This is a genomic window from Paenarthrobacter sp. NPDC091711, from assembly GCF_044756605.1.
Taxonomy (GTDB): domain Bacteria; phylum Actinomycetota; class Actinomycetes; order Actinomycetales; family Micrococcaceae; genus Arthrobacter.
In genome coordinates this window covers 103,586-128,806 of record NZ_JBIVTF010000012.1, presented here as the reverse complement: position 1 = coordinate 128,806, position 25,221 = coordinate 103,586, and the positions used below count along the sequence as shown (strand labels likewise).

The 25,221-nt window shown below is 63.6% G+C and carries 23 protein-coding genes and 1 riboswitch; of the genes, 11 read left to right on the top strand and 12 right to left on the bottom strand.

Annotated elements, in window-relative coordinates; genetic code table 11:
- Positions 1-85: 85 nt before the first annotated feature.
- The 6 genes from ACIQH5_RS17200 to ACIQH5_RS17175 all read right to left on the bottom strand — a co-directional run bounded on the left by ACIQH5_RS17200 (position 86) and on the right by ACIQH5_RS17175 (position 7,874).
- Positions 86-1,747 carry a dipeptide ABC transporter ATP-binding protein gene (locus tag ACIQH5_RS17200; RefSeq protein WP_400405654.1) on the bottom strand — a complete coding sequence of 554 codons (1,662 nt, stop codon included), beginning with the start codon at positions 1,745-1,747 and terminating at the stop codon, positions 86-88.
- Positions 1,744-2,697, bottom strand: a complete 954-nt coding sequence (locus ACIQH5_RS17195) for an ABC transporter permease (RefSeq protein WP_400405651.1) — start codon at positions 2,695-2,697, stop codon at positions 1,744-1,746. Before ACIQH5_RS17195 ends, ACIQH5_RS17200 begins: the two co-directional genes overlap by 4 nt.
- Positions 2,698-2,707: 10 nt before the next feature.
- Entirely contained in the window at positions 2,708-3,655 is a 948-nt protein-coding gene (locus ACIQH5_RS17190) for an ABC transporter permease (RefSeq protein ID WP_400405650.1), read from the bottom strand.
- A 7-nt stretch (positions 3,656-3,662) separates the two neighbouring features.
- A complete protein-coding gene (locus tag ACIQH5_RS17185) occupies positions 3,663-5,300 on the bottom strand; it encodes an ABC transporter substrate-binding protein (RefSeq protein ID WP_400405648.1) in 1,638 nt (545 codons plus the stop codon).
- Entirely contained in the window at positions 5,297-6,712 is a 1,416-nt protein-coding gene (locus ACIQH5_RS17180; RefSeq protein WP_400405646.1) for an NtaA/DmoA family FMN-dependent monooxygenase, read from the bottom strand. The genes ACIQH5_RS17185 and ACIQH5_RS17180 overlap by 4 nt, the downstream gene beginning before the upstream one ends.
- Positions 6,713-6,776: 64 nt before the next feature.
- The gene (locus ACIQH5_RS17175) at positions 6,777-7,874 is read right to left on the bottom strand and encodes an LLM class flavin-dependent oxidoreductase (RefSeq protein WP_400405643.1); all 1,098 of its coding nucleotides are present in this window, start codon (positions 7,872-7,874) and stop codon (positions 6,777-6,779) included.
- A gap of 36 nt (positions 7,875-7,910) precedes the next feature.
- A riboswitch (SAM riboswitch) is annotated at positions 7,911-8,020 on the bottom strand.
- Between the two features lie 222 nt (positions 8,021-8,242).
- On the opposite strand from ACIQH5_RS17175, the gene ACIQH5_RS17170 reads away from it, so the two are divergent.
- Positions 8,243-9,382: an LLM class flavin-dependent oxidoreductase gene (locus ACIQH5_RS17170; protein WP_400405640.1), complete on the top strand. Its 1,140-nt coding sequence runs from the start codon at positions 8,243-8,245 to the stop codon at positions 9,380-9,382.
- A gap of 41 nt (positions 9,383-9,423) precedes the next feature.
- Positions 9,424-9,891 (top strand): rhodanese-like domain-containing protein, encoded by a 468-nt coding sequence (locus tag ACIQH5_RS17165; RefSeq protein ID WP_400405638.1) that lies wholly within the window; start codon positions 9,424-9,426, stop codon positions 9,889-9,891.
- Here ACIQH5_RS17165 and ACIQH5_RS17160 read toward each other — a convergent pair.
- Positions 9,855-11,390, bottom strand: coding sequence for an MFS transporter (locus tag ACIQH5_RS17160; RefSeq protein WP_400405636.1), 1,536 nt, complete (start codon positions 11,388-11,390; stop codon positions 9,855-9,857). The genes ACIQH5_RS17165 and ACIQH5_RS17160 overlap by 37 nt on opposite strands.
- 192 nt (positions 11,391-11,582) lie before the next feature.
- Between ACIQH5_RS17160 and ACIQH5_RS17155 the strand changes: the two genes are divergently transcribed.
- Positions 11,583-13,004, top strand: coding sequence for a PLP-dependent cysteine synthase family protein (locus ACIQH5_RS17155; protein WP_400405634.1), 1,422 nt, complete (start codon positions 11,583-11,585; stop codon positions 13,002-13,004).
- A gap of 324 nt (positions 13,005-13,328) precedes the next feature.
- Here the strand turns inward: ACIQH5_RS17155 and ACIQH5_RS17150 are convergent, their stop codons facing one another.
- The 3 genes from ACIQH5_RS17150 to ACIQH5_RS17140 are packed head-to-tail and all read right to left on the bottom strand — an operon-like array spanning position 13,329 to position 16,272.
- Positions 13,329-14,489 carry an LLM class flavin-dependent oxidoreductase gene (locus ACIQH5_RS17150; protein WP_400405632.1) on the bottom strand — a complete coding sequence of 387 codons (1,161 nt, stop codon included), beginning with the start codon at positions 14,487-14,489 and terminating at the stop codon, positions 13,329-13,331.
- A 17-nt stretch (positions 14,490-14,506) separates the two neighbouring features.
- Positions 14,507-15,166: a methionine ABC transporter permease gene (locus tag ACIQH5_RS17145; protein WP_090823323.1), complete on the bottom strand. Its 660-nt coding sequence runs from the start codon at positions 15,164-15,166 to the stop codon at positions 14,507-14,509.
- A 2-nt stretch (positions 15,167-15,168) separates the two neighbouring features.
- A complete protein-coding gene (locus ACIQH5_RS17140; RefSeq protein WP_400405629.1) occupies positions 15,169-16,272 on the bottom strand; it encodes a methionine ABC transporter ATP-binding protein in 1,104 nt (367 codons plus the stop codon).
- A 221-nt stretch (positions 16,273-16,493) separates the two neighbouring features.
- Between ACIQH5_RS17140 and ACIQH5_RS17135 the strand changes: the two genes are divergently transcribed.
- The 7 genes from ACIQH5_RS17135 (at position 16,494) to ACIQH5_RS17105 (ending at position 22,242) form a co-directional block, all read left to right on the top strand.
- Positions 16,494-17,378: a MetQ/NlpA family ABC transporter substrate-binding protein gene (locus tag ACIQH5_RS17135; RefSeq protein WP_400405626.1), complete on the top strand. Its 885-nt coding sequence runs from the start codon at positions 16,494-16,496 to the stop codon at positions 17,376-17,378.
- Positions 17,379-17,458: 80 nt separating this feature from the next.
- Positions 17,459-18,808 (top strand): LLM class flavin-dependent oxidoreductase, encoded by a 1,350-nt coding sequence (locus ACIQH5_RS17130; protein ID WP_400405624.1) that lies wholly within the window; start codon positions 17,459-17,461, stop codon positions 18,806-18,808.
- The gene (locus ACIQH5_RS17125; protein ID WP_400405621.1) at positions 18,805-19,347 is read left to right on the top strand and encodes a GNAT family N-acetyltransferase; all 543 of its coding nucleotides are present in this window, start codon (positions 18,805-18,807) and stop codon (positions 19,345-19,347) included. Before ACIQH5_RS17130 ends, ACIQH5_RS17125 begins: the two co-directional genes overlap by 4 nt.
- A 139-nt stretch (positions 19,348-19,486) precedes the next feature.
- Positions 19,487-20,317 carry an oxidoreductase gene (locus ACIQH5_RS17120; RefSeq protein WP_400405619.1) on the top strand — a complete coding sequence of 277 codons (831 nt, stop codon included), beginning with the start codon at positions 19,487-19,489 and terminating at the stop codon, positions 20,315-20,317.
- A 179-nt stretch (positions 20,318-20,496) separates the two neighbouring features.
- Positions 20,497-20,667 carry a hypothetical protein gene (locus ACIQH5_RS17115; protein WP_178994140.1) on the top strand — a complete coding sequence of 57 codons (171 nt, stop codon included), beginning with the start codon at positions 20,497-20,499 and terminating at the stop codon, positions 20,665-20,667.
- A gap of 242 nt (positions 20,668-20,909) precedes the next feature.
- Positions 20,910-22,058, top strand: coding sequence for a glycosyltransferase family 2 protein (locus tag ACIQH5_RS17110; protein WP_400405616.1), 1,149 nt, complete (start codon positions 20,910-20,912; stop codon positions 22,056-22,058).
- A gap of 7 nt (positions 22,059-22,065) precedes the next feature.
- The gene (locus ACIQH5_RS17105) at positions 22,066-22,242 is read left to right on the top strand and encodes a hypothetical protein (protein ID WP_400405614.1); all 177 of its coding nucleotides are present in this window, start codon (positions 22,066-22,068) and stop codon (positions 22,240-22,242) included.
- An 86-nt stretch (positions 22,243-22,328) separates the two neighbouring features.
- On the opposite strand, the gene ACIQH5_RS17100 is transcribed toward ACIQH5_RS17105, so the two are convergent.
- Positions 22,329-23,579, bottom strand: coding sequence for a hypothetical protein (locus tag ACIQH5_RS17100; protein ID WP_400405611.1), 1,251 nt, complete (start codon positions 23,577-23,579; stop codon positions 22,329-22,331).
- Between the two features lie 366 nt (positions 23,580-23,945).
- Between ACIQH5_RS17100 and ACIQH5_RS17095 the strand changes: the two genes are divergently transcribed.
- The gene (locus ACIQH5_RS17095; protein ID WP_400405690.1) at positions 23,946-24,425 is read left to right on the top strand and encodes an NUDIX domain-containing protein; all 480 of its coding nucleotides are present in this window, start codon (positions 23,946-23,948) and stop codon (positions 24,423-24,425) included.
- Here ACIQH5_RS17095 and ACIQH5_RS17090 read toward each other — a convergent pair.
- Complete coding sequence (locus ACIQH5_RS17090) at positions 24,420-25,199, bottom strand: SDR family NAD(P)-dependent oxidoreductase (RefSeq protein ID WP_400405608.1); 780 nt, start codon at positions 25,197-25,199, stop codon at positions 24,420-24,422. The two genes, ACIQH5_RS17095 and ACIQH5_RS17090, sit on opposite strands and share 6 nt — an antisense overlap.
- Positions 25,200-25,221 lie beyond the last annotated feature (22 nt).

The following is a 25,221-nucleotide window of genomic DNA, read 5'->3' as shown; positions in this document are numbered from 1 at the left end:
GCCCTTCCCGACGCTCTCTCACATAACGCGCCATTTCCGCCGACGCTCTATCACCAGGTGATAGAGCGTTGGGCGGAAGGGGCCGTTATGTGAGAGAGCGTTTGGGCTGGCGGCCCGGGATGGCCGTGATCAGCTGCCGGGTGTAGTCCTCCACAGGGTTCTCCAGCACTGCGGTGGCCTCCCCGAATTCCACCAGTTTCCCTGCCTGCATGACGGCCACGCGGTCCGAGATTTGCTGCACCACGGCGAGATCATGCGAGATGAAGAGGTAGCTCAACGACTCCTGTACCTGCAGCTCAGCCAAGAGAGTCAGGATCTGCGCCTGCACCGAAACATCCAGGGCCGAGACCGCTTCATCCAGCACCACGAGCTCGGGCTTCAGCGCCAACGCCCGGGCAATGGCAATACGTTGCCGCTGCCCGCCCGAGAGTTCGGCCGGACGCCGGGTTCCGTAGTCCACGGGAAGGTGGACCTCCTCAAGCAACGCCTTCACCCGGCTCTTTCGTTCGGCCGGGGTGCCCTCCGCGAAGGCCCGGAGCGGCTCGGCGATGATGTCCTCCACAGAGAACCTCGGATCCAGCGATGCATAAGGGCTCTGAAACACCACTTGGAACCGGCGTCGGAGTTGGCGCAGCCTCTCCCCTTTCGCGCTGGCGAGGTCCACGCCGTCGAACGTCACCGAACCTGAGGTTGGCTTGTCCAACCGCAGCAGCAGGCGGGCAACTGTGCTCTTCCCGGAACCGGACTCCCCCACCAATGCCAGGGTCTCGCCCCGCCGGATGTCCAGCGAAACATCGTCGACGGCGGTCAGCGACCTTGCGCCTCCGGCTGACCGGGGCAGGCTGAACACCTTGCGGAGCGACTTGGCCTCCACAAGAGGGGAAACGTGGACAGTGCCGCTGCCCGCCGTCGTGCTCTTAGCCGAAACCGATGGCCGCAGCCTGCGCGGGCTGAGTCCCGGAGCCGCCGCAATGAGTTGCTGCGTGTAACTGTGCTGCGGGTCGCCCAGCACGGCCGCCGCGGACCCTTCCTCCACAATCTCGCCGCCGCGCATCACGATGATGCGGTCGGCGCGGTCAGCTGCGACGCCGAGGTCGTGCGTGATCAGCAGGACGGCGGTTCCCCGCTCCGCGGTCAGGGCAGCAATGTTGTCCAGGATCTGACGCTGGACCGTCACGTCAAGCGCACTGGTGGGCTCATCAGCAATGACCAGTTTCGGCTGGGCAGCAAGCGCAGTGGCAATGAGCACGCGTTGGCGCATGCCGCCGGAGAACTGATGGGGAAACTGGCGCGCCCGGGAGGGAGCGTCGCGGATTCCGGATTCCTCCAGCAACCTGACGGCACTCTGCCGCGCAGCCTTCCTGGGCTGGAGCCGGTGGATGGTGAGCGCTTCCGCCACCTGCTCACCCACCCGTTGGAGGGGATCCAGCGACGCCGTGGGGTCCTGCGGAATCAGCCCAATGTCCTTGCCGCGCACCCCCTGCCATTCCTTGCGCGTCAGCTGCGTCAGGTCCGTGCCATCGAAGGTTACGCTGCCGGAGGAAACCCGGGCGTTGCCGGGGAGCAGATTGATGATGGAATGGGCTGTGGTGGTCTTGCCGGAGCCCGACTCCCCCACAATCGCCACCACTTCGCCCGCCCGGACCTCAAAACTGACACCCGCCACCGCGTTCCGTGGAGAACCCTCCACCACGTAGTCCACGCGGAGATTTTCCACCTTCAACAGCGGTTCAGCATGGGAGCTCATCGCCCGTTCCTTTCGGAGTCTTGGAAAGCATGCGAAATACGGTTGGTGGACAGCACGACGGCGGCAATCACCACGCCCGGCAACGTCACCAGCCACCACGCAGCCACCAGGTAATCGCGGCCTCCGGCCACCAGTGAACCCCATTCCGCGGAGGGCGGTGGTGCGCCGAAGCCGAGGAAGCTCAGCGATGAAATCGACAGGACTGCCATGCCGAACTCCAGCGCGGACAAGGCCAGAACCGGGCCGGCAGCGTTGGGGAGGACATGTCGGAGGAGGATGGAGTGCCACCGGACACCCGAGGACCGTGCGGCCTCAACGTACACAGCAGTGCTCACCCGGAGGGTTTCAGCACGCATGATCCGGGCGAAGTTGGCCACACTGGCAATGCCCACCGCGATGGCGATGTTGATGGTTCCAAAGCCGAGCACCGTGATGAGAGCCAAGGAAAGCAGCAAGCTCGGAATGGCCAGCAGCACATCCATGACGCGCATGATGGCGTCATCCACCCACCCCCTGATGGAGCCAGCCAGCAAACCGAGCGCCGATCCCGCGACCAGGCCGACGGCTACCGCCACTGCCGTGGCAGCCAACGAGGTTGCCGAACCGTGGACCACCCGTGAGAACAGGTCGCGGCCCAGGCTGTCGGTGCCGAACCAGTGTTCCGCGGACGGTGGTTTGAGCCGCGACGACGGAACACCCGTGTCCGGAGGCCACTGGGTAAAGGCCTGGGGAACCAACGCCCACAGGATCACCAAGGCAACGACCAGCACGGACAGCACCAAGCCGGGCTTGGCCAGGAACCTTCTGGCGCCGGCCCAAGGGGAACCAGCCCAACTAACTGAAGCCTGGTCGGAGGCCGGCGGGACGGGAACTGCCGCCTCGGGTGCGGCGGCCGAGTGCTCAGCCGCAGGGTCTACGGAGCGCGTCTCCCTCACAAGTTGCTGCGTCATGATGGCCCTCCTAGGCCTTGGCCCCGCGCGCTGTGTTGATACGCGGGTCCACGAGCGGATAAATCAGGTCAACGATCAAGCTGGTGATCACAAAGATGGCGGCGGCCAAGACCACCAGGGTCTGAACTACGGGGATGTCTCTGCTGTTGACGGCCGTGACCGTGAGCCGCCCAATGCCTGCACGGGAGAACACTGTTTCGCTCACCACTGCCCCGGCCAGCAGGTTGCCCACCAGGATTCCGAGCATGGTGAGCGTGGGAATGGCTGCGTTCCGGAGGGCATGGCCAAAGTTGATCAGTGCTTCGCTGGCTCCCTTGGCCCGGATCTGTTCGATGTACGGTTCGCCCAATGTTTGGCGCAAGCTGCGCGTCAGCAGCTGGGCGATCACCGCTGAGGTGGGTATGGCCAGAGTCAGGGCTGGAAGCACGAGGCTCTGGCCGCCGTCGTTCCCTATCGCTGGGAACAATCGCAACCGGAACGAGAAGAACTGCAGCAGCAGGAGGCCAATCCAGAAGGTGGGTACCGCGATGCCCAAAGGCGGAAGCGAGGAGAAGGCCTGGCGGATCCAGCGGTTGCGGCTGAACGCCGCAACCACTGCCAGGGCACTGCCCAGGAGCACCGCGAGCGCGAATCCCGCCACGGCCAACTTGATTGTCTCCGGCAGCACTTCCGCCACGGTCTGGGTTGCAGGGACACCATTCTTGATGGACAGCCCGAAGTCCAGCTGGAGCGCCTTGAACAGGGCAATAAAGTATTGCTCGTAAAGAGGCCTGTCCAATCCGTACTCCGCGCGGAGTTTCTCCACGAGAGCCGGATCCACTGCGTTCTGTTCGTCGCCGCTGGCCATGATGCTCACGGCGTCGCCGGGCAGCAAATACAGGATCAGGAAGGACACTGTGTAGGCGGCCCAGAGGACGAACGCGCCCTGCAGCAACCGTTGGCCGATGTAGCGGATCATGGGATTCCTACTTGCTCAGCCAGGCGTCGTAGAAGTCCAGGCGGCTGGAAGCTTCGAACGTGAGGCCCTTGACTTTGTCGCTGGCGGAAATGGTGGTGGACAGCTCATACAGCGGGATGGAGTGGGCGTCCTTGATCAGGATTTCCTGTGCTTCGTCCACCAATTTCTGGCGTGCGTCCTTGTCCAGCGCCGCGGCCTGCTCGCCCAGGACATCGTCCACGGGCAGCTTCTCCCGGAGGTTGCTTCCGCCGCGGGCTGTGGTGGAGGCGAAGACGGTGCGCAAGACGTCGGGGTCGCTGCGGGTCAGGTTGCCGTAGGAGAAGTCATAGGTCTTGTCAGCCTGGGCAGCCGTCACGTCCGCGATGGTGGTGAACTTCAGCTGCAGGTCCACGCCGATCACCTTGAGCTGCTGCTGCACGAGCTCCAGCACTTCCTTGGGTGACTGCCAGTAAGTGACCTTGAAGGACAGTTTCTCGCCGTTCTTCTCCCTGACCCCGTCCGTGCCAACCTTCCAGCCGGCATCATCCAGGAGCTTCTTGGCGCCATCGGGATCGTTCTTCAGCAGCTCGCTGTAGTCCTTGAAGTACGGAGTGGTGTGGGAGAGAACGCCCTTGGCCGGCTGGTCCCCTTCGGTCAGCAGGGTCTTGGTAATTTCCTCGCGGTTGATGGCCTTGGAGATGGCCTGGCGAACGGCGGTTTCCTTGAGCTTGGGGTTGGACTGGTTGGCGTACAGGTTGTAGACCACGCCCGGGTTGGCCCGTGTTTCGTTCCAGAAGCCGTTGCCGTTGAACAGGCTGATGTCAGCAGCGGAGATCGCCGCCGTCGCATCGATCTGGCCGGACTGCAGGCTGCCCGTGCGGTTCCCTGCCTCAGGAATGATCTTGAAGGTGACAGTGTCCAGGTACGCCTCGCCCTTGTTGCTGTTGGTGGCGGCGGGCCAGTTATAGCCCGCACGGCGCTCCAGGACAGCTTCCTTGTCCACGGTGTAGCTCTTCACGCTGAACGGGCCGGAGCCGGAGAACTTCCCGGCGCAACGGTCAGCTTCGGAAAGCGTGGCAGATGCCGGAGACAACAGGCCGAGCGTGAACGTAGACGTTGCCTGGAGGAATTGTGCGTTCGGCTTGGAGAAGTCCACCACCACTGTCTGGGGATCCTTCACGGTGATGGCGCTGACGTCGCTCAGGTAGGTGGAGCCCAGCGTGGCTTTGGCACCAAGTGCTTTGATGGCCTCGAAGTTGGTCTTCACCGAGGCAGCATCAATCGCAGTGCCGTCAGCGAAGGTGGCACCGCTGCGGAGGGTAAACGTGAAACTGGTGGCGTTCGTATTGGTTTCGAACTTCTCCGCCAGCCACGGAACGATCTCGCCCGTCTTCGGATCCTGCGACGTCAACGACGACACTGTCTGACGGGCAATCGCGATCGCATCGTTGTTGCCCACCTGCTGCGGGTCAATGCATCCGCGGTCAACGGACACCGCGAAGTTCAGGTTGCCCCCGGAGACCGGGGTGGTGTCGGCACTTTGCTGGGTGCCGGCGTCGGCCCCTCCAGCGCAGGCTGAGGCCAGGAGCGCAAAGGCTCCCAGGACGGACACGACGGCGGCGGGTTTCCGCAGCTTGCGCGCTGCGGTTGGGTTGGGGACGCTCATGCGACTTCTTCGCTTTCAGTGAGTTGGGTGCTGGTGAGTGATCCGCGGCGGGTCAGCGGGGCGCGGAGGCCGAGGTTTTCGCGGAGGTTGGTGCCCTCGTATTCGGTGCGGTAGACGCCGCGGTCCTGCAGGCGGGGAACCAGTTCGTTGACAATGTCGTCCAGCCCGCCGGGCACAAGCCAGGGAGTGATGTTGAAGCCGTCAACGGCGCCGGTGTGGGCGTACTCGGCGAGTTTGTCCGCTATGTCGTCGTACGATCCCACCAGGCCGCGGCCGTTGAGCCGGGAACGGGCAGCAACGAACTGGCGGATCGACTGGCCGTTTTCCTTGGCATCCGCACGCCACTGGGCGGCGAGGTCCTTGGCGCTCTTCCCGTGGAAGGCGTTGCCGCGGGTGGGGTTGGTGACGTCCACAAGGGGGTCAATATCCGGCAGCGGACCGTCGGGGTCGTATTCGGTGAGGGTGCGTCCCCAGAACTGTTCCAAGTAGGCGATGGCCGTTTCCGGACCCACTTGCAGCGAGCGGACCCACTGGTGCTTTTCCTCGGCCTCTGCCGCGGTGGCACCGAGGATGAACTCCTGGCCGGGGAAGATCTTCACGTCATCTGCCGGACGCCCGGCTTTAAGGGTGCGGGCCACAATGTCGTCGCGGAACTTCTTGGCGTCTTCCAGTTCCGGATGTGCCGAGAAGATCACGTCCGCGTTCCGCACGGCGAAATCGCGGCCGTCCGGCGAGTCCCCGGCTTGGAACAAGACCGGGTGCTGCTGGCTGGAGCGCGGCAACCTGCCGGTGATTTCGACGTCGAAACTCTTATCCTGGCGTTTGACCGTGGCGATGGCGTCCTCGCGGAGCCAGCGTGGATCATTCCGGGACCCGGCGATTGCGCCGTCAGCCCAGGAATCCCAAATAGCCTTTGCTGTCTGAACGAACGCTTCGGCCCGGACGTAACGGTCCTCGTGCTTGAGGAACCCGCCGCGCCTGAAGTTGGCGCCGGTCCATGCGTTGTCCGTGGTGACGATGTTCCAGGCCGCGCGGCCGCCGGACAGCAGGTCCAGGCTTGCTAAGCGGTGGGCAAGGTCCGCGGGATCGTTGTACGTAGTGTTCTGCGTCGCCACCAAACCGATATTCGTGGTGATGGCTGCGAGCGCGGCGAGGGCGGTCTGCGCGTCGGGACGGCCCACAACATCCAGATCGTGGATCTTTCCGAGGTGTTCCCGGAGGCGGAGTCCTTCTCCGAGGAAGAACGCGGAGAAGAGTCCCCGTTCAGCTGTCTGGGCCACCCGGCGGAATGACTCGAAGTCGGTTTGCGAGCCGCTCTGCGCGTCCTTCCACACGGTGGTGTGGTTGACGCCTTGGAAGAAGACGCCAAACTGGATCTGGCCGTTGCCTGCGATGCGGTGATGGTTGGTCATGTTTCTGCTCTCTGAATCTGGCTCTGTGAGTGGGCTCTTGGCGGCGGGCGTTGGTCAGCCGGCGTCAGGCCGCGGCAAAGCGGTTGGCGGGACGGGGAAGACCGAAGGTTTCACGGAGTGTGGCGCCCGGAAGCGGCGGCACCACCAACCCGCTGCGGTGCAGTTCGGGGAGCACCTTGTTAGCCAATTCGGGAAGGTCCACATCCAGTACCGCTGGCTTGAGGCGGACGCCGTCGGCCGCTGCGAACAGCGTGGTGAGCAGTTCCACTAAGCCTTCGGCGCTGCCCACGTAGCGGGCACCGCCCGTCCACTCTTCGTACGAGTCCAGTTCGGCCAGACGGTCCTCCGCGGTCTGCCCCCGGGAATCGAGGATGACGTCCAACTCCACCAAGGTCCTCGGCGCACCCGCAGATGCTGCCGCTTGGGCAGCTTGCGGGAGGTCGTCCGTGGTGTCTGCGGAGATCAGGGCAACATCAGCCTCGACGGCGGGAATCAGCTCAGCGGGCGCGAACACCACGAGCTGCCCTTGGAGTGGGCGCGGGATGATGGACGGTCCCTTGACGGAGAAGCGTCCACCGTCAAAGTCGGCGTAGTGCAGCTTGTCCCGGTCCAAGTACCGGCCTGTGGCAACGTCACGGATCACCGCGTCGTCTTCCCAGGAGTCCCAAAGCCGGCGGCTGGCTTGGACCACATCTGCGGCTTCGCTGACGGCCTCGCCTTCTGGCAACTGCGTGCGCCCTACGGAACGGGCTTCCTTGGCCAGGTTGTCCGCGGTGACCAGCCAACCCGCCCTCCCCAAGGAGGAGTAGTCCAGGCTGGCCAGCTGCGTGGCTACATGGAACGGCTCAGTGAAGAGCGTTCCGGCCTCAGGGACAAGACCGATGGACCGGGTGATCGGTGCTGCAAAGGCCGCGCGCTGGATCGCATCAATCCGGCCCGCAATCCCGGTGCTTCCAGGATCCACCACGCGGCTGTCCTTGAACGTGGCCGCATGGAAACCGGCGATGTCCGCTGCCTGGACGGTTTCACGGATCCGCTGGCCCCCCAATAGCGCCTGCGGATCATGGTGGGCCTTGCGCCACGACGCGGGGTGGGCTCCGTCGCCGTCGAGCTCCAACGCGATAACGCGGGAGCGGAATTCGGGTACAGGTGTGGAAGGCATGATTCTCTCTTTCAGAGGCCGCACAGCGGCTGGGACGACATTCACTTGCCGCAGATGCGGCCTGGTCTGTTTCCGGAGCACCCCGCCACGTAATGCCTGAGGGTTGCCGCAGCACGAGCCGGTCCTTGGCGTGCTGACTCTTGACCTGAACTTGAATCTAGGAGGCTGTCCAAGGAATGTACAAACCGCTGGACTTGCAGCGTCAAGGCGGGAAATACCACGTCAAAGGGCTGCTGGAATCGTCATTTTCGGGCTTTTGAAGGGTCGGTTGTGACGGCCCGTTTCGCCGGATTTCGCTGGATTTAGTCCGGTTGAGCGGGGTGACGGATCGGCTTTGGGCTCTGCGCGCGGCTCCGTAGTGTCGTGCCATGCCGAAGCCTCCAGTTACTCCCCTGTCCGTCCTTGACCTGAGCCCGGTGTCCGCCGGCCAGACTCCCGGCGATGCCCTGCGGAGCACCCTTGCCCTTGCCGCCGCTGCCGAGGCTTCCGGCTACTCGCGGTATTGGCTGGCCGAGCACCACCTCAACACCGGCGTTGCCGGATCAGCCCCGCACATTCTGGCCGGGTTGGTTGCCTCCGCCACCAAGACCATCAGGGTGGGCACCGCGGCCACTCTGCTGGGGAACTACCGGCCCCTTCAGATTGCAGAGAGCATTGGAACACTGGCCGCCGTGTTCCCGGACCGATTGGACTTGGGCTTTGGCCGCTCCGGCCCGCCCAAATCCCCCAGCGATCCGGCTCCCGGAGTGGTACCCGCTGACGCTTCGGAGCCCACCGATCGTGTGGTTGACGGACTGCTGATCCCCGCGCCGCGCCCCATCTTCGGTGCGGTCCTGCCCAGGAAGTTCCGGCTGCAGGGTGAACTGCTGGGTCGCTTCCCCGGTGATACAGACAACTTCGAGAACGATATCCAGGACATCATCGGATTTTTCACCGGCGACTACAGGACCAAACATGGTGAGGAAGTCACGGCTACACCCGCTCTCGGCCAGTCGCCCCAGTTTTGGATCCACGGGTCCACCGCCGGCCCCAGCGCCCGCTTGGCTGGCAAGTTGGGTATCCCCTTTGGCGCGAACTACCACGTGGCACCGGCAGGCGTCCTGGACTCCATCGCCGAGTACAGGGCTCACTTCGAACCCTCCGCGGCCTTGCGGGAACCGCGTGTGATCGTCTCCGCGGACGTGCTGGTAGCCCCGGACGAACGCCAGGCCCAGCGTTTGGCCCGCGGCTACGCGCACTGGGTCCACGGGATCCGCAGCGGCCACGGCGCCATCCCGTACCCGTCACCGGAGGATGCACTGGAGCTTTCCTTGGACGCCGAAGCCGGGGAGCTCATCAAGGATCGCATGGACACACGGTTCGTGGGCGACCCCCACCAGGTCAGCGAAGGACTCCGCACTTTGCAGCGGGCCACGAGTGCCCAGGAACTGCTCATCACCACCATTGCCCATGACCCCGCCGACCGGCAGAACTCCTACCAGCTGCTGGCCGAGGTATGGGGTCTCTAGCTTTTCCGATTTTCCAACCACCACCTAGATAAGGGAGCACCATGTCCATCGAAACCACCGCCCAGGAAACCGAAGCCCAGGAACCCGTCCAGGACACCCAGCTGATCACCGCCGATGCCGCCGCCAAGCTCATCGAAGAAGGCGCCCTGCTGATCGATGTCCGCAGCGAAGGCGGCCGCGCCAGCACCGGCGCAGTCCCCGGCGCTGTGGTGGTGAACCGCGAGCACGTGGATGAGGACTTCAGCCCGGAATCCGCCCACCGGCTGCCCCAGGTCACCGGCAAGGACCAGAAGATCGTGGTGTTCTGCGGCTCTGTAAACGGTTCACGACCCGTCGCGCAGAAGCTCCAGGTCCTCGGCTACGCCAACGCTGTCCATGTGGATGGCGGCTTCCCGGCCCTCCGCGACGCCGGCGTCCCCACCACGGCGCCCACCGCACCGCCCGCCGAAGCGGCACCGCCCGCCGCCACTACTCAGGCGTCCACCGAATCGGTGACTTCCGAGCGCTGAGTACCTGCCGCCGTCGGGCCTTCCGGCGTCAGCACCACAGCCGTCGTCGCGGCTTCCCTCCCGGAAGTCACGACGGCGGCACTTGTCTTTGTGCGGTCCCGCGCCTCGCGCAGCCAGTCGATTCCGCCGGCGAGCAAGGCGACGCCCAGCAAGATGCAGCACATGACGATGCCTTGGTGGAAGGCGTCCTTGGAGGCCTGGCCGGTGGCCGCGCTATGCGCTTGAAGGAACATTCCTGCTGCCGCGGCGGAGCAAAGCGCCGCAGCGAACCGCTGGCTGAGTTGGTAGAACCCTGCAGCCACTCCGGCGGCGCCCACGGGCGCATGGGCCAGAGTGAGTGTCTGGTTCGGCGCGACCACCAGGCCGGTTGACACACCTTGGAGAAGCCCGACGGCGGCCACCGCAAGAGCCGCTGTCCCGCCGTCGAGCCCCTGAACAAAAAGGTCCTTGGCAATCAGGCAGGCCAGACTGCCGAGAAGTGCATACACGATCCCGGCACGCCCATACCGGGCCACGAAACGCCAGCTGAAGCTGGACGCCAACAGCATGCCGGCTGCTTGCGGCGCAAGGATCGCCGCGGCCGCCAAAGGAGCCATCCCGGTTCCGGAGAGGAAATAGAAGGCGGTCACGGCCGCCATTCCGGCACCGACGCCAAACTGGCAGAGTGCCACCACTGTGCCCAGTGCGTAACCCTTGGATTTCGCCAGCGAGGCACTGAGCAATGGGGTTCGGCCACGCCGGTGGTACAGGATCTCCCAGCCGGCGAAGGCGAGGAGCGCACCGGCGCCGACAGCCAGCGACGTCACAGCAACAGTGCCCGCGCCGTAGATGGTGGGAATGAGTGATGCCACCACCACTCCGCCCAACAGCAACGCGCCCAAGATATCGATGGACGGCTTGGCGTTTCCGGGGTGTTTGCCTGCCGGCCGCGGGAGGAGCCGGAAGGCAAGTGGCACCAGGATCAGCACCAAGGGAACGTTCGCCAGGAACAGGATCCGCCATCCGATTCCGGGGTCGCCCAGTGAGAGGACCAGTCCCCCGATCAGTGGTCCGCATACTGCAGCGGAACCACCGGCGGCGGCATAGGCGCCCAAGGCCTTCGCGCGGTCGTGTCCCTGATAAATGTCCTGCAGGAGTCCGAGAACCTGCGGGTTCAGGGTGCCCGCGCCGAGTCCTTGGAGGAGCCTGGCGATGATGACAAGCGAGGGGTCGGTGGCCAGTCCACCCACAAGACTGGATGCGCCGAAGACCGCAATGCCGGCGATGAAGAGCGTGCGCCGCCCGACGATGTCGCCCAGCCTGCCGGCGGGAACCAATGCGACGCCGAACGCCAGCGAGTAGCTGGCCAGGATCCACTGCACGGACCCGGAATCGGCGTGCAGGGAGGCGGACATCGCGGGAACGGCCAGGACAAACATCGACTGGTCCAGCAGCGTGATGAATCCGGCGCCCAGGCAAAGCCAGAGGGCGGAACGTTTAGCGTGATTTCCATGGCCCATGATTGTGGACTCTAGGCGGGTTCGGCCGGGGTCCGGGCATCGCGAGACACCCGGTTAAGGGGCGTTAATCCGGGTTACCGCCGGTGACTCGTTTATGACTCTTTGGGGCTTGTTCGCCGACGCTCCGGTCACGGAAGGACGCAGCGGGAAACGCTTTTTTGTGGGGCGATGTCCGCGTCTTAGCGTGGCCGCATGACCGTGTATGAATCAGTCCTGGACGCAATCGGCGGCACTCCCCTGCTTCGGCTGAAGCGGCTGGGCGAAGGTGTCCGGCCCCGCATCTACGCGAAGCTCGAGTTCCAGAACATCGGCGGGAGCGTGAAGGACCGGGCCGCACTTTCCATGATCCGGGCCGCAGAACGGGCCGGTTTGTTGGAGCCCGGCGGGACCGTGGTGGAAGGGACCAGCGGTAACACTGGCATCGGGCTGAGTTTGGTGGCCGCACAACTGGGCTATCGCTCGGTGATCTTCGCTCCGGCGGCCACGGCTGCTGAAAAGATCCGCCTCCTGCGCCCTTTCGGAGCCGAGGTCCACCTGGTGGCCGATTTCGTTCCGCGATCCGATCCCGGCCACCTGGCCAACCGGGCTGCGGCCTTCGCCGCCACCACTCCCGGGGCCTGGCTCGCGCTGCAGTACGACAACCCAGCCAACCCGCAGGCCCACGCGGAAAGCACCGGGCCGGAGATCTGGGCCGACACCGCGGGGTCGGTTACCCACTTTGTGGCCAGCGTCGGGACCGGCGGAACCATCAGCGGAACCGGCAGGTACTTGAAGCAGGTCAGCGACGGACTAGTGCAGGTCATCGCCGCTGACCCCGAGCACTCGCGCTACGGAGGCGGCAGCGGTTCGCTCAAATACACGGAGGGCGCTGGCCACCCCCTGCACCCGGCGTCGACGGAGGACATCTGGCCCGAGGCGTTCGACACCGCGTTGGTGGACAAATTCATCAGCGTCAGTGATCGCGACGCCATTTTCACCGCCCGCCGTGCCGCCCGCGAGGAAGGACTCCTCATTGGTGCCACCGGCGGGACGGCCTTGGCAGCAGCCCTGACACTCGCCGAAACTTTGGACGAGGAACACACCATTGTGGTGGTCCTCCCCGACTCAGGCCGGAACTACCTGTCCACCTATTTCGACGATCACTGGCTCACCTCGCTCGGCTTCCTGGAACCCACGACGCCGGAAGGAACCATCCGTTCGCTTCTCACCACCGCGCCTGCCGGGGTCCAGCTGGTGGCGAGTGGCCTGACAGCGGCGGAGGCCGTCGTCGAACTTCACTCCCGGGATGTGGCACCGGACGAACCGGTGTTGCTTGTACTGGACCGGGGCCAGGGTTTCGGGACCGTTCACCCGCGTGAAGTAGTGGAAGTGGTGACCCTGCGTTCGATGGAAGCCGTTGACCCTGCCTCGCCGGCGGTCACCGCTGGTATCCCGTACCGCACGGTTGCCGCGGGACTGCCGGCATCAGAGGCTGGAGCCGCCGCGGACCCGGAGTCTGGTGCTGGTGCGGCCCCGAAATATGGTGCTGGTGTGGCCCCGGAGTCTGGTGCTGGTGCGGCCCCGGAGGTCATCGCGGTCCTGGTTGACGGCCGAATCGCCGCTACGCTCACCTAACCCCCAACGCTCTCTCACATCCCACCCCCTTCAACCCAACGCTCTCTCACATGGAGAATGACGAAAGCATCGGGGGGACTGTCCGCTTATCGGCGGATCCGGGTGTCGGCTGGGAATGCCGGGTGGCATGGCGACTAAAAGGAAAAGTAGGACAGGAGAGAGCATCCACAGCAACCACGCGGGATGTGAGAGAGCGTCCACAGCAACCACGCGGGATGTGAGAGAGCGTCCACAGCAACCACGCGGAATGTGAGAGAGCGTCCACAGCAAGCACGCGGGATGTGAGAGAGCGTCCACGTCAAACACGCGGGATGTTAGAGAGCGTCAGGAAACGTGGGCCAGCACCCGTGCCCGGGCGGCGGCTTGGCCCGCCCGGAGTTCCTCGGCGGTGCGGCCCCGCTCCCGGCGCGCCACTTCCTGCTTCAACTGCGGGATGACGTGCCGGCCAAACTCGAGTGCGTCCGGGACGAAGTCGTAACCGCGGAGCCCGAAGATCTCGAATCCGAGCTCGTGGTAGTCCAGGATCGCCTGGGAGACGGTGTCGTAGCTGCCAACCAATGCCGTCGCACTTCCTCCCCCGCCGCCCGCGGCTTTGGCGAGGGCCGTCCAGAGGGCGCGATCGTGGAGGTCGCCACGTTCCGCAGCGGCGAGCAAACGCTGGGTGCCGGCAGCTTCGGGCTTCTGGTTGTAGTGGCGCACAGGATCAATCACCTCGCCGGCGGATCGTCGCGCCTCGAATGTCCCAAGAATGGCGTGCGCTTTCTCCCAGGCCAGCTCATCGGTTGCCGCGACGATCGGCCGGAAGGCGATCTGCCAGCGCAAAGGTTCAACCCTGCCCAACGCAGCGGCCCGTGCAAGGATCTGCTCTTGCTGCGAAGCCGCGTCGGCCAAGGGTTCACCGAACAAAGCATAGATGTCAGCCTCGGCAGCCCCCACAGACCATGCGGCTTCCGAGGAACCACCAAAGGAAATTCCCGGCCTTGTCCCGGCAAAGGGCCCTATACCGGAGGCGAAGTTTTCGAAGCGGTAGTGCTCGCTGTCCCAACTGAACGACTCCCCCGACCACGCCCGCCGCACGATCTGCATATACTCCTGCGTCCGGCCGTACCGCGCATCCTTGGGCAGGAAATCGCCCTCGCGGGCTTGATCCGCTTGGCTTCCACCGGTGATGAAGTGCACGGTCAGGCGGCCTTCGGCTATGTGGTCCAACGTCAGGAAGGACCGGGCGGCGAACGTCGGGTGGGAAACGTTGGGCCGGTGTGCCAAGCGCAGCTGGATCCGTTCCGTGTTCGCAGCAACCCACGCCGCATGGACTGAGGGGTCCTGCGTGGTGGAGTTGTAAGCGAACAGGACGTGGTCCCAGTTGTTGTCCTCGTGGATCCGCGCAATGCGGGCCGCGTACTGGGGGTCGAAGAAGGGCGTGGTGGCAGGCGACGTCTCGGTGGAGTCGTTACCGGCACCCATGCCGAGGAATTCGATAGGCATGTTGTGGCTCCTGAAAGTTAGCGGCGAAGGATGCGCTGGGCCAGGAAGTTACCCAGCAACTGCGCGGCCTGGACCATGACGATGATGATCAGGACAGTCACCAGGGTGACTTCCCAGTTGAACTGCTGGTAGCCGTACATGATGGCGAAGTTGCCCAGCCCACCGCCGCCGATGTACCCGGCCATGGCAGACATGTCCACAATCGCGATGATCATGAACGTGTAGCCCAGGATCAGCGGCGCGAGCGACTCGGGAATCACCACGGCCCACAGGATGTGCAGTCGGCTGTCGCCCATGGCCCGGGCGGCCTCAACCACGCCGGGGTCGGACGCCACCAGGTTTTGCTCCACTACCCGGCCAATCACCACGCCAGCCATCAGCGCCATGGGCAGGATCGCCGCCGTCGTGCCAATAGTGGTGCCCATGATGATCAGGGTCAGCGGCGCAATGGCCGTGATGAAGATGATGAACGGGATGGGCCGGATGATGTTCACCAGGAAGTTCAGGAACGAGAACACGGCCTTATTGGCAAACAGGTTTCCGGGCCTGGTGGCGTAGAGGGTGACGCCCAACGCCAGTCCGGCGATGCCACTGAGCAGGACGGTGATAACCACCATGTAGATGGTCTGTTGGAAGGATTCGCCCAGGACGGGCAGGAGTGTTGTCCAGTCGGTCATGGCTATTCTCCGGCGTTTGCGGGGACGGGAAGGTGCGGAACGGCACTATCGGCGGGGGCCGCCGTCGGGAATTGACGTTCGACGGCGGTGACGTCACCTAGCTCGGCGAGCGCGGCGTCAATCGCGGCGTCGCTGCCTGTGAGCTCGTACGTGAGTGTGCCCAGGATCTTGTTTTGGATCTCGGTGACGCCCCCGAAAACCACGCTGGAGCCCACGCCGTGGCGTTCGAATGTGGCCGCAACCAGTGGCGTGGGTGCTGCCTCGGAGATGCCAATGGAGACAAGCTGGCCCGGGTGTGCCGCGGCGAGGCGGCTGACGGTGTCCGATCCCGGAGTCCCGTGCACGGCGGTGGAGACGAAGCGTTGGGTGGAGTCGCTCTGGGGGTCGGCGAACACGGAGTAGGTGGGTCCGGCTTCCACTACCCGGCCGGATTCCATCATCACTACGGTGTCGCAGATTTCCCGGACAACGTGCATCTCGTGGGTGATCACCACAACGGTGGTGCCGAGTTCCTTGTTGATGCGCCGGAGCAGGCGGAGGACGTCTCGGGTGGTTTCTGGGTCCAGGGCGCTGGTGGCTTCGTCAGCGAGAAGGATGTCCGGGGCGTTGGCCAGCGCACGGGCAATGCCCACGCGTTGCTGCTGTCCGCCGGATAGCCGGCGGGGGTAGGAGCCGGCCTTGTCCGCGATACCCACGAACTCAAGAAGCTCATCCACGCGCGGCTTGATCTTCTCTTTGGGCCACCCTGCCACCTTCAACGGATACGCGACGTTTCCGAACACGGTGCGGGACTTCAGGAGATTGAATTGTTGGAAGATCATGCCGATGCCGGCACGGACTTTGCGCAACTGGCCCTCGGGGAGCGAGGAGATGTCCTGGCCCTTGACGAACACCTGGCCCTCGGTGGGACGTTCCAGGCCGTTGAGCAGACGGACCAGCGTGGATTTTCCGGCACCGGAATATCCCACGATGCCCACCACCGTGCCCTCTTCAATGTCCAGGGTGACGTCGTCAACGGCCCGCACTGCTTCGGTGCGTTGGCTGCGCTTGCTTCCTTGGACCGGGAACAGCTTGCTGACTCCGCGCAGGGAAACGATCGCGCTCACCGGAGCCTCCTTCGGGGTTGTTTGAATGCCCATTCCAGCAGCGCGGCTGCCGGGCGATCGAACCTCATGAACCCCTGTGACCTGCGGTTTCTTTCCTTGACGGTGCGCGTCGGAGTGTTGCGAAGGCGTTCGATTCCCACCATGGCAACTGCCTAGCGTGAGGCAGGGGGAACACCCCGTACCTTCCATTCGCATCAATACCCTTTGTACGGAGAAGCATCATGAAGAACCGCTTGTTAGTGGCCGCCGTCGGCCTGATCGCCGCCCTATCGCTCTCGGCATGCGGGGGTGCGTCAAGTGGTTCGTCTACCGCAGCGAACACCAAGGTGGTCATCGGTGTGGACGACGGCGCCGAGGAACACTGGACCATCCTGAAGAACAAGCTCAAGGATGAGGGCATTGATCTTGAGGTGAAGAACTTCACGGATGGCGCGCAGATCAACACGGCAACCCAGCAGGGACAGGTGGACATCAACCTTTTCCAGCACCTGAAGTACCTGTCCCAGTTCAACGTCAACAGCAACGGCACTCTGGTTCCGGTTGGCGCCACGGCCGTTTACCCGCTGGCGCTGTACTCGGAGAAGTTCAAGTCCGTTGGCGAGCTGCCGGCCGACGCTGAGGTTGCCATCCCTAACAACCCCACCAACCAGGCGCGTGCACTGTTGAACCTGCAGACCGCCGGCTTGCTGCAGCTGAAAGATGGCGGCAACTCGCTGTCCACCCCGGCTGAGATCACCTCCAGCAAGATCAAGGTTGTCCCGGTGGACAGCAACCAGACGGTGAACGCACTCAAGGGCACCACTGATGCCGCCGTCGTGAACAACACGCAGGCCCAGAAGGGCGGCTTGGGCGACGAGAAGATCATCTTCAAGGAAGACCTGAACTCGGAGTCGCTGGCGCCGTACATCAACGGCTTCGTAGTGAAGGCAGACCGCAAGGACGATCCCACGTGGAAAAAGATCGTGGACGCCTATCACACCCCTGAGGTGGAAGCCTCGGTGACCAAGCTCAACGACGGCAACCTGCAGTTCAAGGCTGACTGGACCGCTGCCAAGCTGCAGGAAGTCCTTACCGCCGAAGAGGCAGCCATCAAGAAGTCCAAGTAGCACTTGTGGGGCGGCGGTCCTGCGCCACAGAGCACCGCTGCCCCACACTCCCCCCGGAAAAACAGCACCGAAACAGGCCCATGAACCAGACACTCATCCGTGAACGCCAGCAGATCCACTTCTTCGCCTACCTCGTGGGCAGCGGCATCCACTTGGCTTCGTGGCGCCACGAGACCGCGTTTCCTCAGGCGAGCATCGATTTCGCCCACCAGGTACAGCTCGCCAAAACTGCCGAAGAAGCCAAGTTCGATGCGATCTTCCTGGGCGACTCCCTCGCGATCGATGAGACGTCCAATCCGGGCATTCTTAACAGATTTGACCCCATCGGCCTGGTCACTGCCCTTGGCGCGGTCACCAGCAACATCGGCCTCATCGCCACGTCCTCCACGTCCTATGACGAGCCGTTCAACTTTGCCCGCGCGGCCCTCACCGCGGACCACATCAGCGGCGGCCGTGTTGGCTGGAACATCGTGACCACGCGGGACCTCACCAACAGCACGGCCGGCAACTTCAGTGCCGATGAGCACTTCGACCACAGTCTCCGCTACCGCCGCGCTGAAGAATTCGTGGAGGTCACCCAAGGGCTCTGGAATTCCTGGGACGCGGACGCCTTCCTCTACAACAAAGCGCAAGGACGATTCTTTGACCGCCGCAAACTCAGCCGGCTGGACTACCAGGGCGAGTTCTTCAGGGTCGCCGGGCCGCTGAACATCGGTCCCTCCCCGCAGCACTCCCCTTTGCTGGCCCAAGCGGGCACTTCGGTGCCGGGCCAGAAGCTGGGGGCCCGCTTCGCCAACGCCCTTTTCGCGAGCCACCCCGACATTCCGCAGGCTCGGCAGTACCGGGAGTCCGTCCGGGCTCAGGCGAAGGCGTTCGGCCGGAATCCCGACGAAATCTACGTCTACCAGGCCATCTCGCCCGTGGTCGCGGACACCCGGGACGAAGCTTTGGAACGCATCCGGGAGTTGGACAGCCTCATCACCGATCAGCAGGTGCTGGATTTCCTGCAGGAATACTTCGCCGGACAGCTGGATTTCACCGGGCTCGGTGCTGACGCCACAGTGGCCCAGTCCGGCATTCCCACCATCACGCAGCCCAGGACGGACTTCCGCTCCGCCGGGGAACAGATCAGGGGTCGAGAGGACGATGTCACGCTCAAGGATCTCTACTCGATCCTTACGGGTGACAAACGGAACCACGACTTCATCGGGACCCCGCACCATGTGGCCGACTCCCTGGCACGCTGGCACGCCGAAGGTGCCGCGGACGGCTTCAACCTCATGTTCTCCCTCCTCCCCCAGGACCTGGAGCGCTTCGCCACCGGCGTCATCCCCCTGCTCCAGGAGCGCGGCCTTGCGCGCACTGAGTACGCGGGCACCACCCTGAAATCGCACCTCGGACTCGATCCGCAGCCGAAAGGACAATCATGACCACCACACCAACCGTTGCCACCGGCACCCACGTGATTCGCCACGCCCGCCCCGAAGAGTACGACGCCGTGGGGCGGCTGACGTACGAAGGGTTCGGTCATCATCTTCCCGGCGCCCGTCAGCCCGACGAACAGCGTCTTGAACTCTTGCTGGACGCCGCGGCAAGGGCCCGCGAAGGCGTGCTGCTGGTTGCCGAAGACGTGGAAACCGGACGTTTGGTGGGCACCGCAAGCCTCCTGCCCTTTGGCTCACACCTCAGCCGGCAGGCACAGGAAGGCGAAGTGGAACTGAGGCTGCTGGCTGTCCTCCCGGAAGCGCGCCGCACGGGCCTTGGCCAGAAGCTCCTCGACGAGTCCGCCCGCCTGGCCTCAGCGCAAGGTGCCGAGCGCGTGGTGCTGGACACCGCCGTCGACAATGAGACCTCGCAGCGTCTCTACCGCCGCTTGGGCTACGTCCGCCGGCCCGAGCGTGAGAAGGAACGGCCCGCGCCTAAGGTGCAGCTGGTTGTCTACACTCTGGACTTGTCCCCGAGGGGTTAGCTCCCGGCTCTTTCGCCCGCCCAAAGAGCCGAAATGTCGCCCCTGAAGGGAGGCACTGCCAGTACCCGGACAAGAGGGCACTCCCACGGACCCAGGGAGTAGCGTTCCAATGGAATGGTCCCCTAGGAAAAGGAACATCATGACTACCTGGCTCATTACAGGCTGCTCCACCGGACTTGGCCGGGCGCTGGCTCAAGCCGTTCTCGCACGAGGTGATAACGCCGTCGTCACCGCCCGCGACACCTCAACGCTCCAGGACCTGGCATCAGAATTCCCGACGACGGCCCTCGCCGTGGCGCTCGACGTCACCGAGCAGTCGCAAGTGGACGCCGCGGTTCAGCAGGCAGAGGAACGTTTCGGGGCCGTGGATGTCCTGGTCAACAATGCCGGCTACGGATATCGCGCGGCCATCGAAGAAGGCAGCGACGCGGATGTCCGCACACTGTTTGATACCAACGTTTTCGGCCCGGTGGCAATGATCAAAGCAGTCCTCCCTGGCATGCGTTCCCGTCGCTCCGGCGCGATCGTGAACATCTCCTCCATCGGCGCACGCATCTCCCCTCCCGGCTCCGGCTACTACTCCGCTTCCAAGGCTGCTCTGGAGGGACTGTCCGGGTCCCTGCAGAAGGAAGTAAAGCCGCTGGGCATCTCAGTGACCGTGGTGGAACCGGGTGGTTTCAGGACCGACTTCGCGGGGCGTTCGCTCACCCAGTCGGCCGAGGCAATCGCCGATTACGCCGACACTGCCGGCAAGCGCCGCAAGGAGCACGACACCGTCCACGGCACACAGCAAGGCGATCCGGACAAGGCTGCCGCTGCGATTATTACGGCCGTCGAAGCACCTGAAACTCCCGGTTTCCTTCTGCTCGGCGAAGACGCGTCGAAGGCTTACGACGCCGTGGCGGAAGCCCAGCGGGCCGAGGTGGATCACTGGCGGGAACTCAGTGTCAGCACGGGTTACACGGAGTAATGAGCAACGTGTAATCGGTCACACTTGGCCGGATTCGCTTGTCAATCGTGGTGGGCAGCATGAACCATGAAGGAGGGAATTCGTTCCCATACAAGCTGAATCAGCAATCCTCACCGACGAGGATGCGGCCCCTGCGAAGAAGCTTGGGGCTGTTAACGGCCTGAGTGAAAGTACTGACAATGACGACACATACTGACTCCATCACGCTGAAAATCTGGGACAAGTCGGCAATCGACCACACCATCGATGCCGCCATTGAATCCCTCTCACACCGCGCAGCCGCCGAAAACTGCGGGATCGCGGTAACCCTTAGCGGCCCCAAGACCTTCACGGTCAGCCTGAACCGCTAAGCAGCTCACAACAAAGACAAGAGGACGACGCCGGTACTTACCGGCGTCGTCCTCTTGCTTCAACGCCCACCCGGGACGCGTCCAAAAGCGGTACCAGTGGCCCTCGAACCCGAAACGTGACGCCGTTAAGAAAGTCCTGACCAAACCTTGAGACTTCCTTGATGGTTTCCCTCCCCTGATCTTGCGTTCGCGTTGGAACTCTAAGTGAGTCAACACTTCAAGTTTCGAACGGAGGGATCACCATGCTTACCGAAACCATGGCCACTACAACCGCGCCGGCCCCGGCGAACGCACCGGTCACGGCTACCAGGCGGCGCCGATCCCACCGTGCGGCAGGCGGCGTAGTCACCGTCCTGGTTCCGGCACACAACGAGTCCGCCGGCATCACCGAGACGCTTCACTCCTTGAACAACCAGACCCACCGCCCGGACCGCGTCATTGTGGTGGCAGACAACTGCACGGACGACACTGAAGAGCTTGCACTGGCCCAGGGAGCCGAAGTTATCCGCACCGTGGGTAACAAGGACAAGAAGGCCGGTGCCCTGAACTTCGCCCTCAGCCAGCTCCTTCCAGATGCCGACCCCGAGGACTTGGTCCTGGTCCAGGACGCCGACTCGCAGCTGGCCCTCGACTTCATCGAGAATGCCACCAAGAACCTGCTGGCCGACGAACTGCTCGGCGCGGTTGGCGGAGTGTTCAGCGGTGGTCCTGGCGGCGGCTTTGTAGGTCACCTGCAGCGCAACGAATACGCCCGCTACGCACGGGACGTGAAGCGGCTCCATGGCAAGTGCTTGGTAGTGACCGGCACAGCGGCGCTCTTCCGCGTCAAGACACTACGCGACGTCGTGGCCGCCCGGTTGGACGGCACTCTCCCTCCCGGTAACGGCAAGGGCGGCGTCTACGACACCTCGGTTTTGACCGAAGACAACGAACTCTCCTTTGCCCTGCTGACCCTGGGCTACCGCATCGCATCTCCATCAAACTGCACATTGGTCACCGAGGTCATGCCCACATGGCGTGAGCTGTGGTCACAGCGGCTCCGGTGGAAGCGCGGCGCGGTGGAGAACTGCGTGCAATACGGATGGACCAAAGTAACCAGGCCCTACTGGGGACGCCAGTTCCTCTCCATGATCGGCGTCGTAGTGACGCTGGCCTACTTCGGTTCCCTCCTGTACGCGCTATTTTCCGGGATGGGCCTGAACCTTCAGCCCTTCTGGATTACCGTCACCGGCATTTTCATCCTCGAACGCATAGTTACTGTGCGTTTCCGGGGCTGGAGGTACATGCTCCTGGCCGCAACCATGTACGAAACCGTCATCGATATCTTCCTCCAGGCCGTTCACGCCAAGGCGTACCTGGATGCAGCATTCAACAGAAAGAAAGTTTGGTAATCGACTCATGTACAACAACCCAGTAACCCCAGTGACAGGGGCAGCAGCAGCCGGAGTGGGCTCCGGAACGCTCGCCTATTCCGGAGCAGGGGACCTCTTCTGGTTCGCACTTGCAGCCTTTGCCATGCTGGCACTCGGCCTCGCCATCAAGAGGATCGTGCCGGTCCGGGCCCAGAAGAACTAGTCCAGCCACCCCGCCCGCAGTTGTGTCGCTACCTCCAGCGCGACACAACTGCGGGTTTAGTGCATCCGGACTGCCGGACTGCCGGCCTACGGAACCAGCGCCGTGCCGGCTGAGTACTTGGCCACCGTGGTGTAGCCGGCCTTGGTACCGGTAACCCTCACGCTCATGGAGTCAGCCTGATCGGCACTCACCAGCTTGTATGTCTTGGCGGTTGCACCGGCGATTGCCACACCGGAGCGGTACCACTGATACGTCAAGGCGGTGCCGGACGTCCACGTTCCGGGGTTGGCCGTCAGCGTTGAACCCACGGCGAGCGTTCCGGAGATGGTGGGGGTTGGTGCTACCAAAGTCCCTGCCACCACTGCTGCCGTGGGGGCGGATTCCCTGATGGCAGTGGCATAGCCGGCCTTTGTTCCCGTCACACGCACCGTCAAGGTACCGCCCAGGTCGGCAGCGGCAAGGACCCGGGTGGCACCGGTTGCGCCGGTGATCGCCGTACCGTTCCGGAACCACTGGTAGCTCAGCGTTGTTCCCACGGTCCAGGTCCCCGGTGATGCAGTGAGCGTTGAGCCAACAGCGGCCGTGCCTGAGATGGTGGGTGTTGGTGCCGTGAGCTGACCCTGATTGGCAGGTGTGAAGGAGAAGTCCCGAATGGTCACAGTTTCGGGAGCTACATGCGCCGCATCCCCGCCGCCCCCACCGGTCACCCACAGATTGAAGTGAATTTGTTCCTTGGCTGGAAGCGGGACAGTGGAACCCTCCAGGACAGTCCGCTTCAGGAGAGTTCCGTCGTAGCCCTCACCGGCGAACGTCTCATAAGTCAGCTTGCCCGGTTCCCACACCATCCTGTGAGTCAGGATGGGAGCATCGGTGACGTCAAAGGTGACAGTGTTGTTTCCCTGTCCCGGCGGCAACGTGGCATCAAACCAATATCCATGCCCTTGGGTCACCGGCCAATCTTCACCGTAGGCGGCTCCCCCGCCCCAAGCCGAGGCCTCACAAAGGTCAATTTCCGTGTACCCGGGCTCCGCATTGGGGTCGTACGTGAACAGGCAACCCCACACCACTTCCTTCTGGAGGGAGCTCACATCCTTTTCCACGGTGGTGCTATAGGTGCCATACCCAAAACCCTCACGTGTGGATTGGAATTCAGCTCCCTTCGGAGCCGAGCCCGTGGGGTTGCTGATGGAGAGCTTAACGTACCCGTTGGCGTCCGGATTGCTCACATTATTGGCATCCCAACTCGCGTTATACATGGGCGCCCCGCCCCAAAACCGCTTCTGCCAGTTGAACCCTTTCCAGGCAAAACTTCCCACCGGTCCGGGATCCTCAGCCATGGGCGTAGTGTCCGCCGCATGTGATGGACCTGTTCCCGTGAACATCGATAAACCGACCGCAACAATGACGGCCAAACCCATTGCTTTTCTTCCCCCATGTGGAAGGAGCCTCACTGATGATGCCATAGCTGTTTCCTCCTGCTGATGCGCCCAGACCCGTCAACGGCTGATGCCGTTGACCGCAACGACGTTCCACCCCCGAGGAACGCCTGTCCTCGATTATCAAGGAGCCAGGGTCCAGCCGGAAGGGAAATGAAAAAGGAAAACTATCCACCGACCATCAAGGCGATAATGCGGCCAACTCCACGAGTAGCCTTAGCGTGTCCGAGAAATTCTTAGTGCATCGCAGAAAACCCGGGAGGGCACATCACCATTCGCAGCGCAGGGATCCTCCTCCACCGGCGAAACACGGCCGGACAATTGGAGCTCTGGATAGCCCATATGGGCGGACCGTTCTGGGCCCGCAAAGATAACCACGCCTGGTCCATTCCCAAGGGAGAATTCCCTGAGGACGAAGACGCCCTGGTGGCCGCACACCGGGAATTCACCGAAGAAATAGGCACACCACCTCCGGCGGCGGACTACGAACTTTTGGGCGTCTTTAAGCAGCCCTCCGGAAAGCTGATCACCGCGTTCACAGCAGAAGCCAGCGAGTTTCAGCCTCAGGAGATTATCAGCAACACCTTTCCCATGGAGTGGCCAAAAGGCTCGGGTGCCATCAAGGATTTCCCGGAGATCGACGACGCCCGGTGGTTTGAGGAAACAGTGGCCCGGACCAAGCTCGTCAAAGGGCAATTGCCCATTGTGGACGCACTGGTCCGGCACCTCGGTGAGAATTCCCTATAGAGCCGACCAGCCGCCGTCGGACGCCAGAATGGCGCCGTTAACGTTGGTGCCGTCGTCACTGAGCAGGAAGGTGATGGAAGCAGCCAATTGTGCTGCGGTTGCGGGCGTGGGAACCGTTGCCTGCATCAGGGGGCTGAGGCGTTCGGCTGCGAGTTGCGATCCCCAGTTAGCCACAATGTTGGTGATGGTGGGACCGGGAGCCACAGCATTGAACCGCAAGCCCTTGGGACCGTACAGCACTGCGGAATTCTTGGTCAGGCCCACCACCGCATGCTTGGACGCCGTGTAAGCAGCACCGGCAGCCGAACCACGCAGCCCGGCCTCCGAGGCAACGTTGACTACGGAGCCGGATCCGGCTTCCAGCATGAGCGGCACCACTGCGCGGGTCAGGCGCATAAGTGCCGTGACGTTGATGCGGAAAACGCGCTCCCAGAGTTCGTCATCAACCTCGTGAATGGGAGCAAAGTTGTCCATGATGCCGGCTACGTTGGCCAGGGCATCTACTCGGCCGCCCGCCGCGGCGAGGACAGCGGCCACCGTCTCTTCAGTGGAGATGTCACCAGCCACCGGAACCAGGTCAAGGCTGGCGTTCTCCTCTACAAGAGCGTCCAGGCGCTCCTTGCTGATGTCTGCAGCAACGACCTTGCCGCCCTCTTTGGCAATCCGCAATGCGGTCGCCTGGCCGATTCCCGAGGCTGCGCCCGTGACGATGATGGTCTTGCCGGCGAAACGGCCGGAGGTGATGGCCTCCTGCCATGAAGCGTCGTTGCCCATGATGTCCTTCCGATGATTGCTG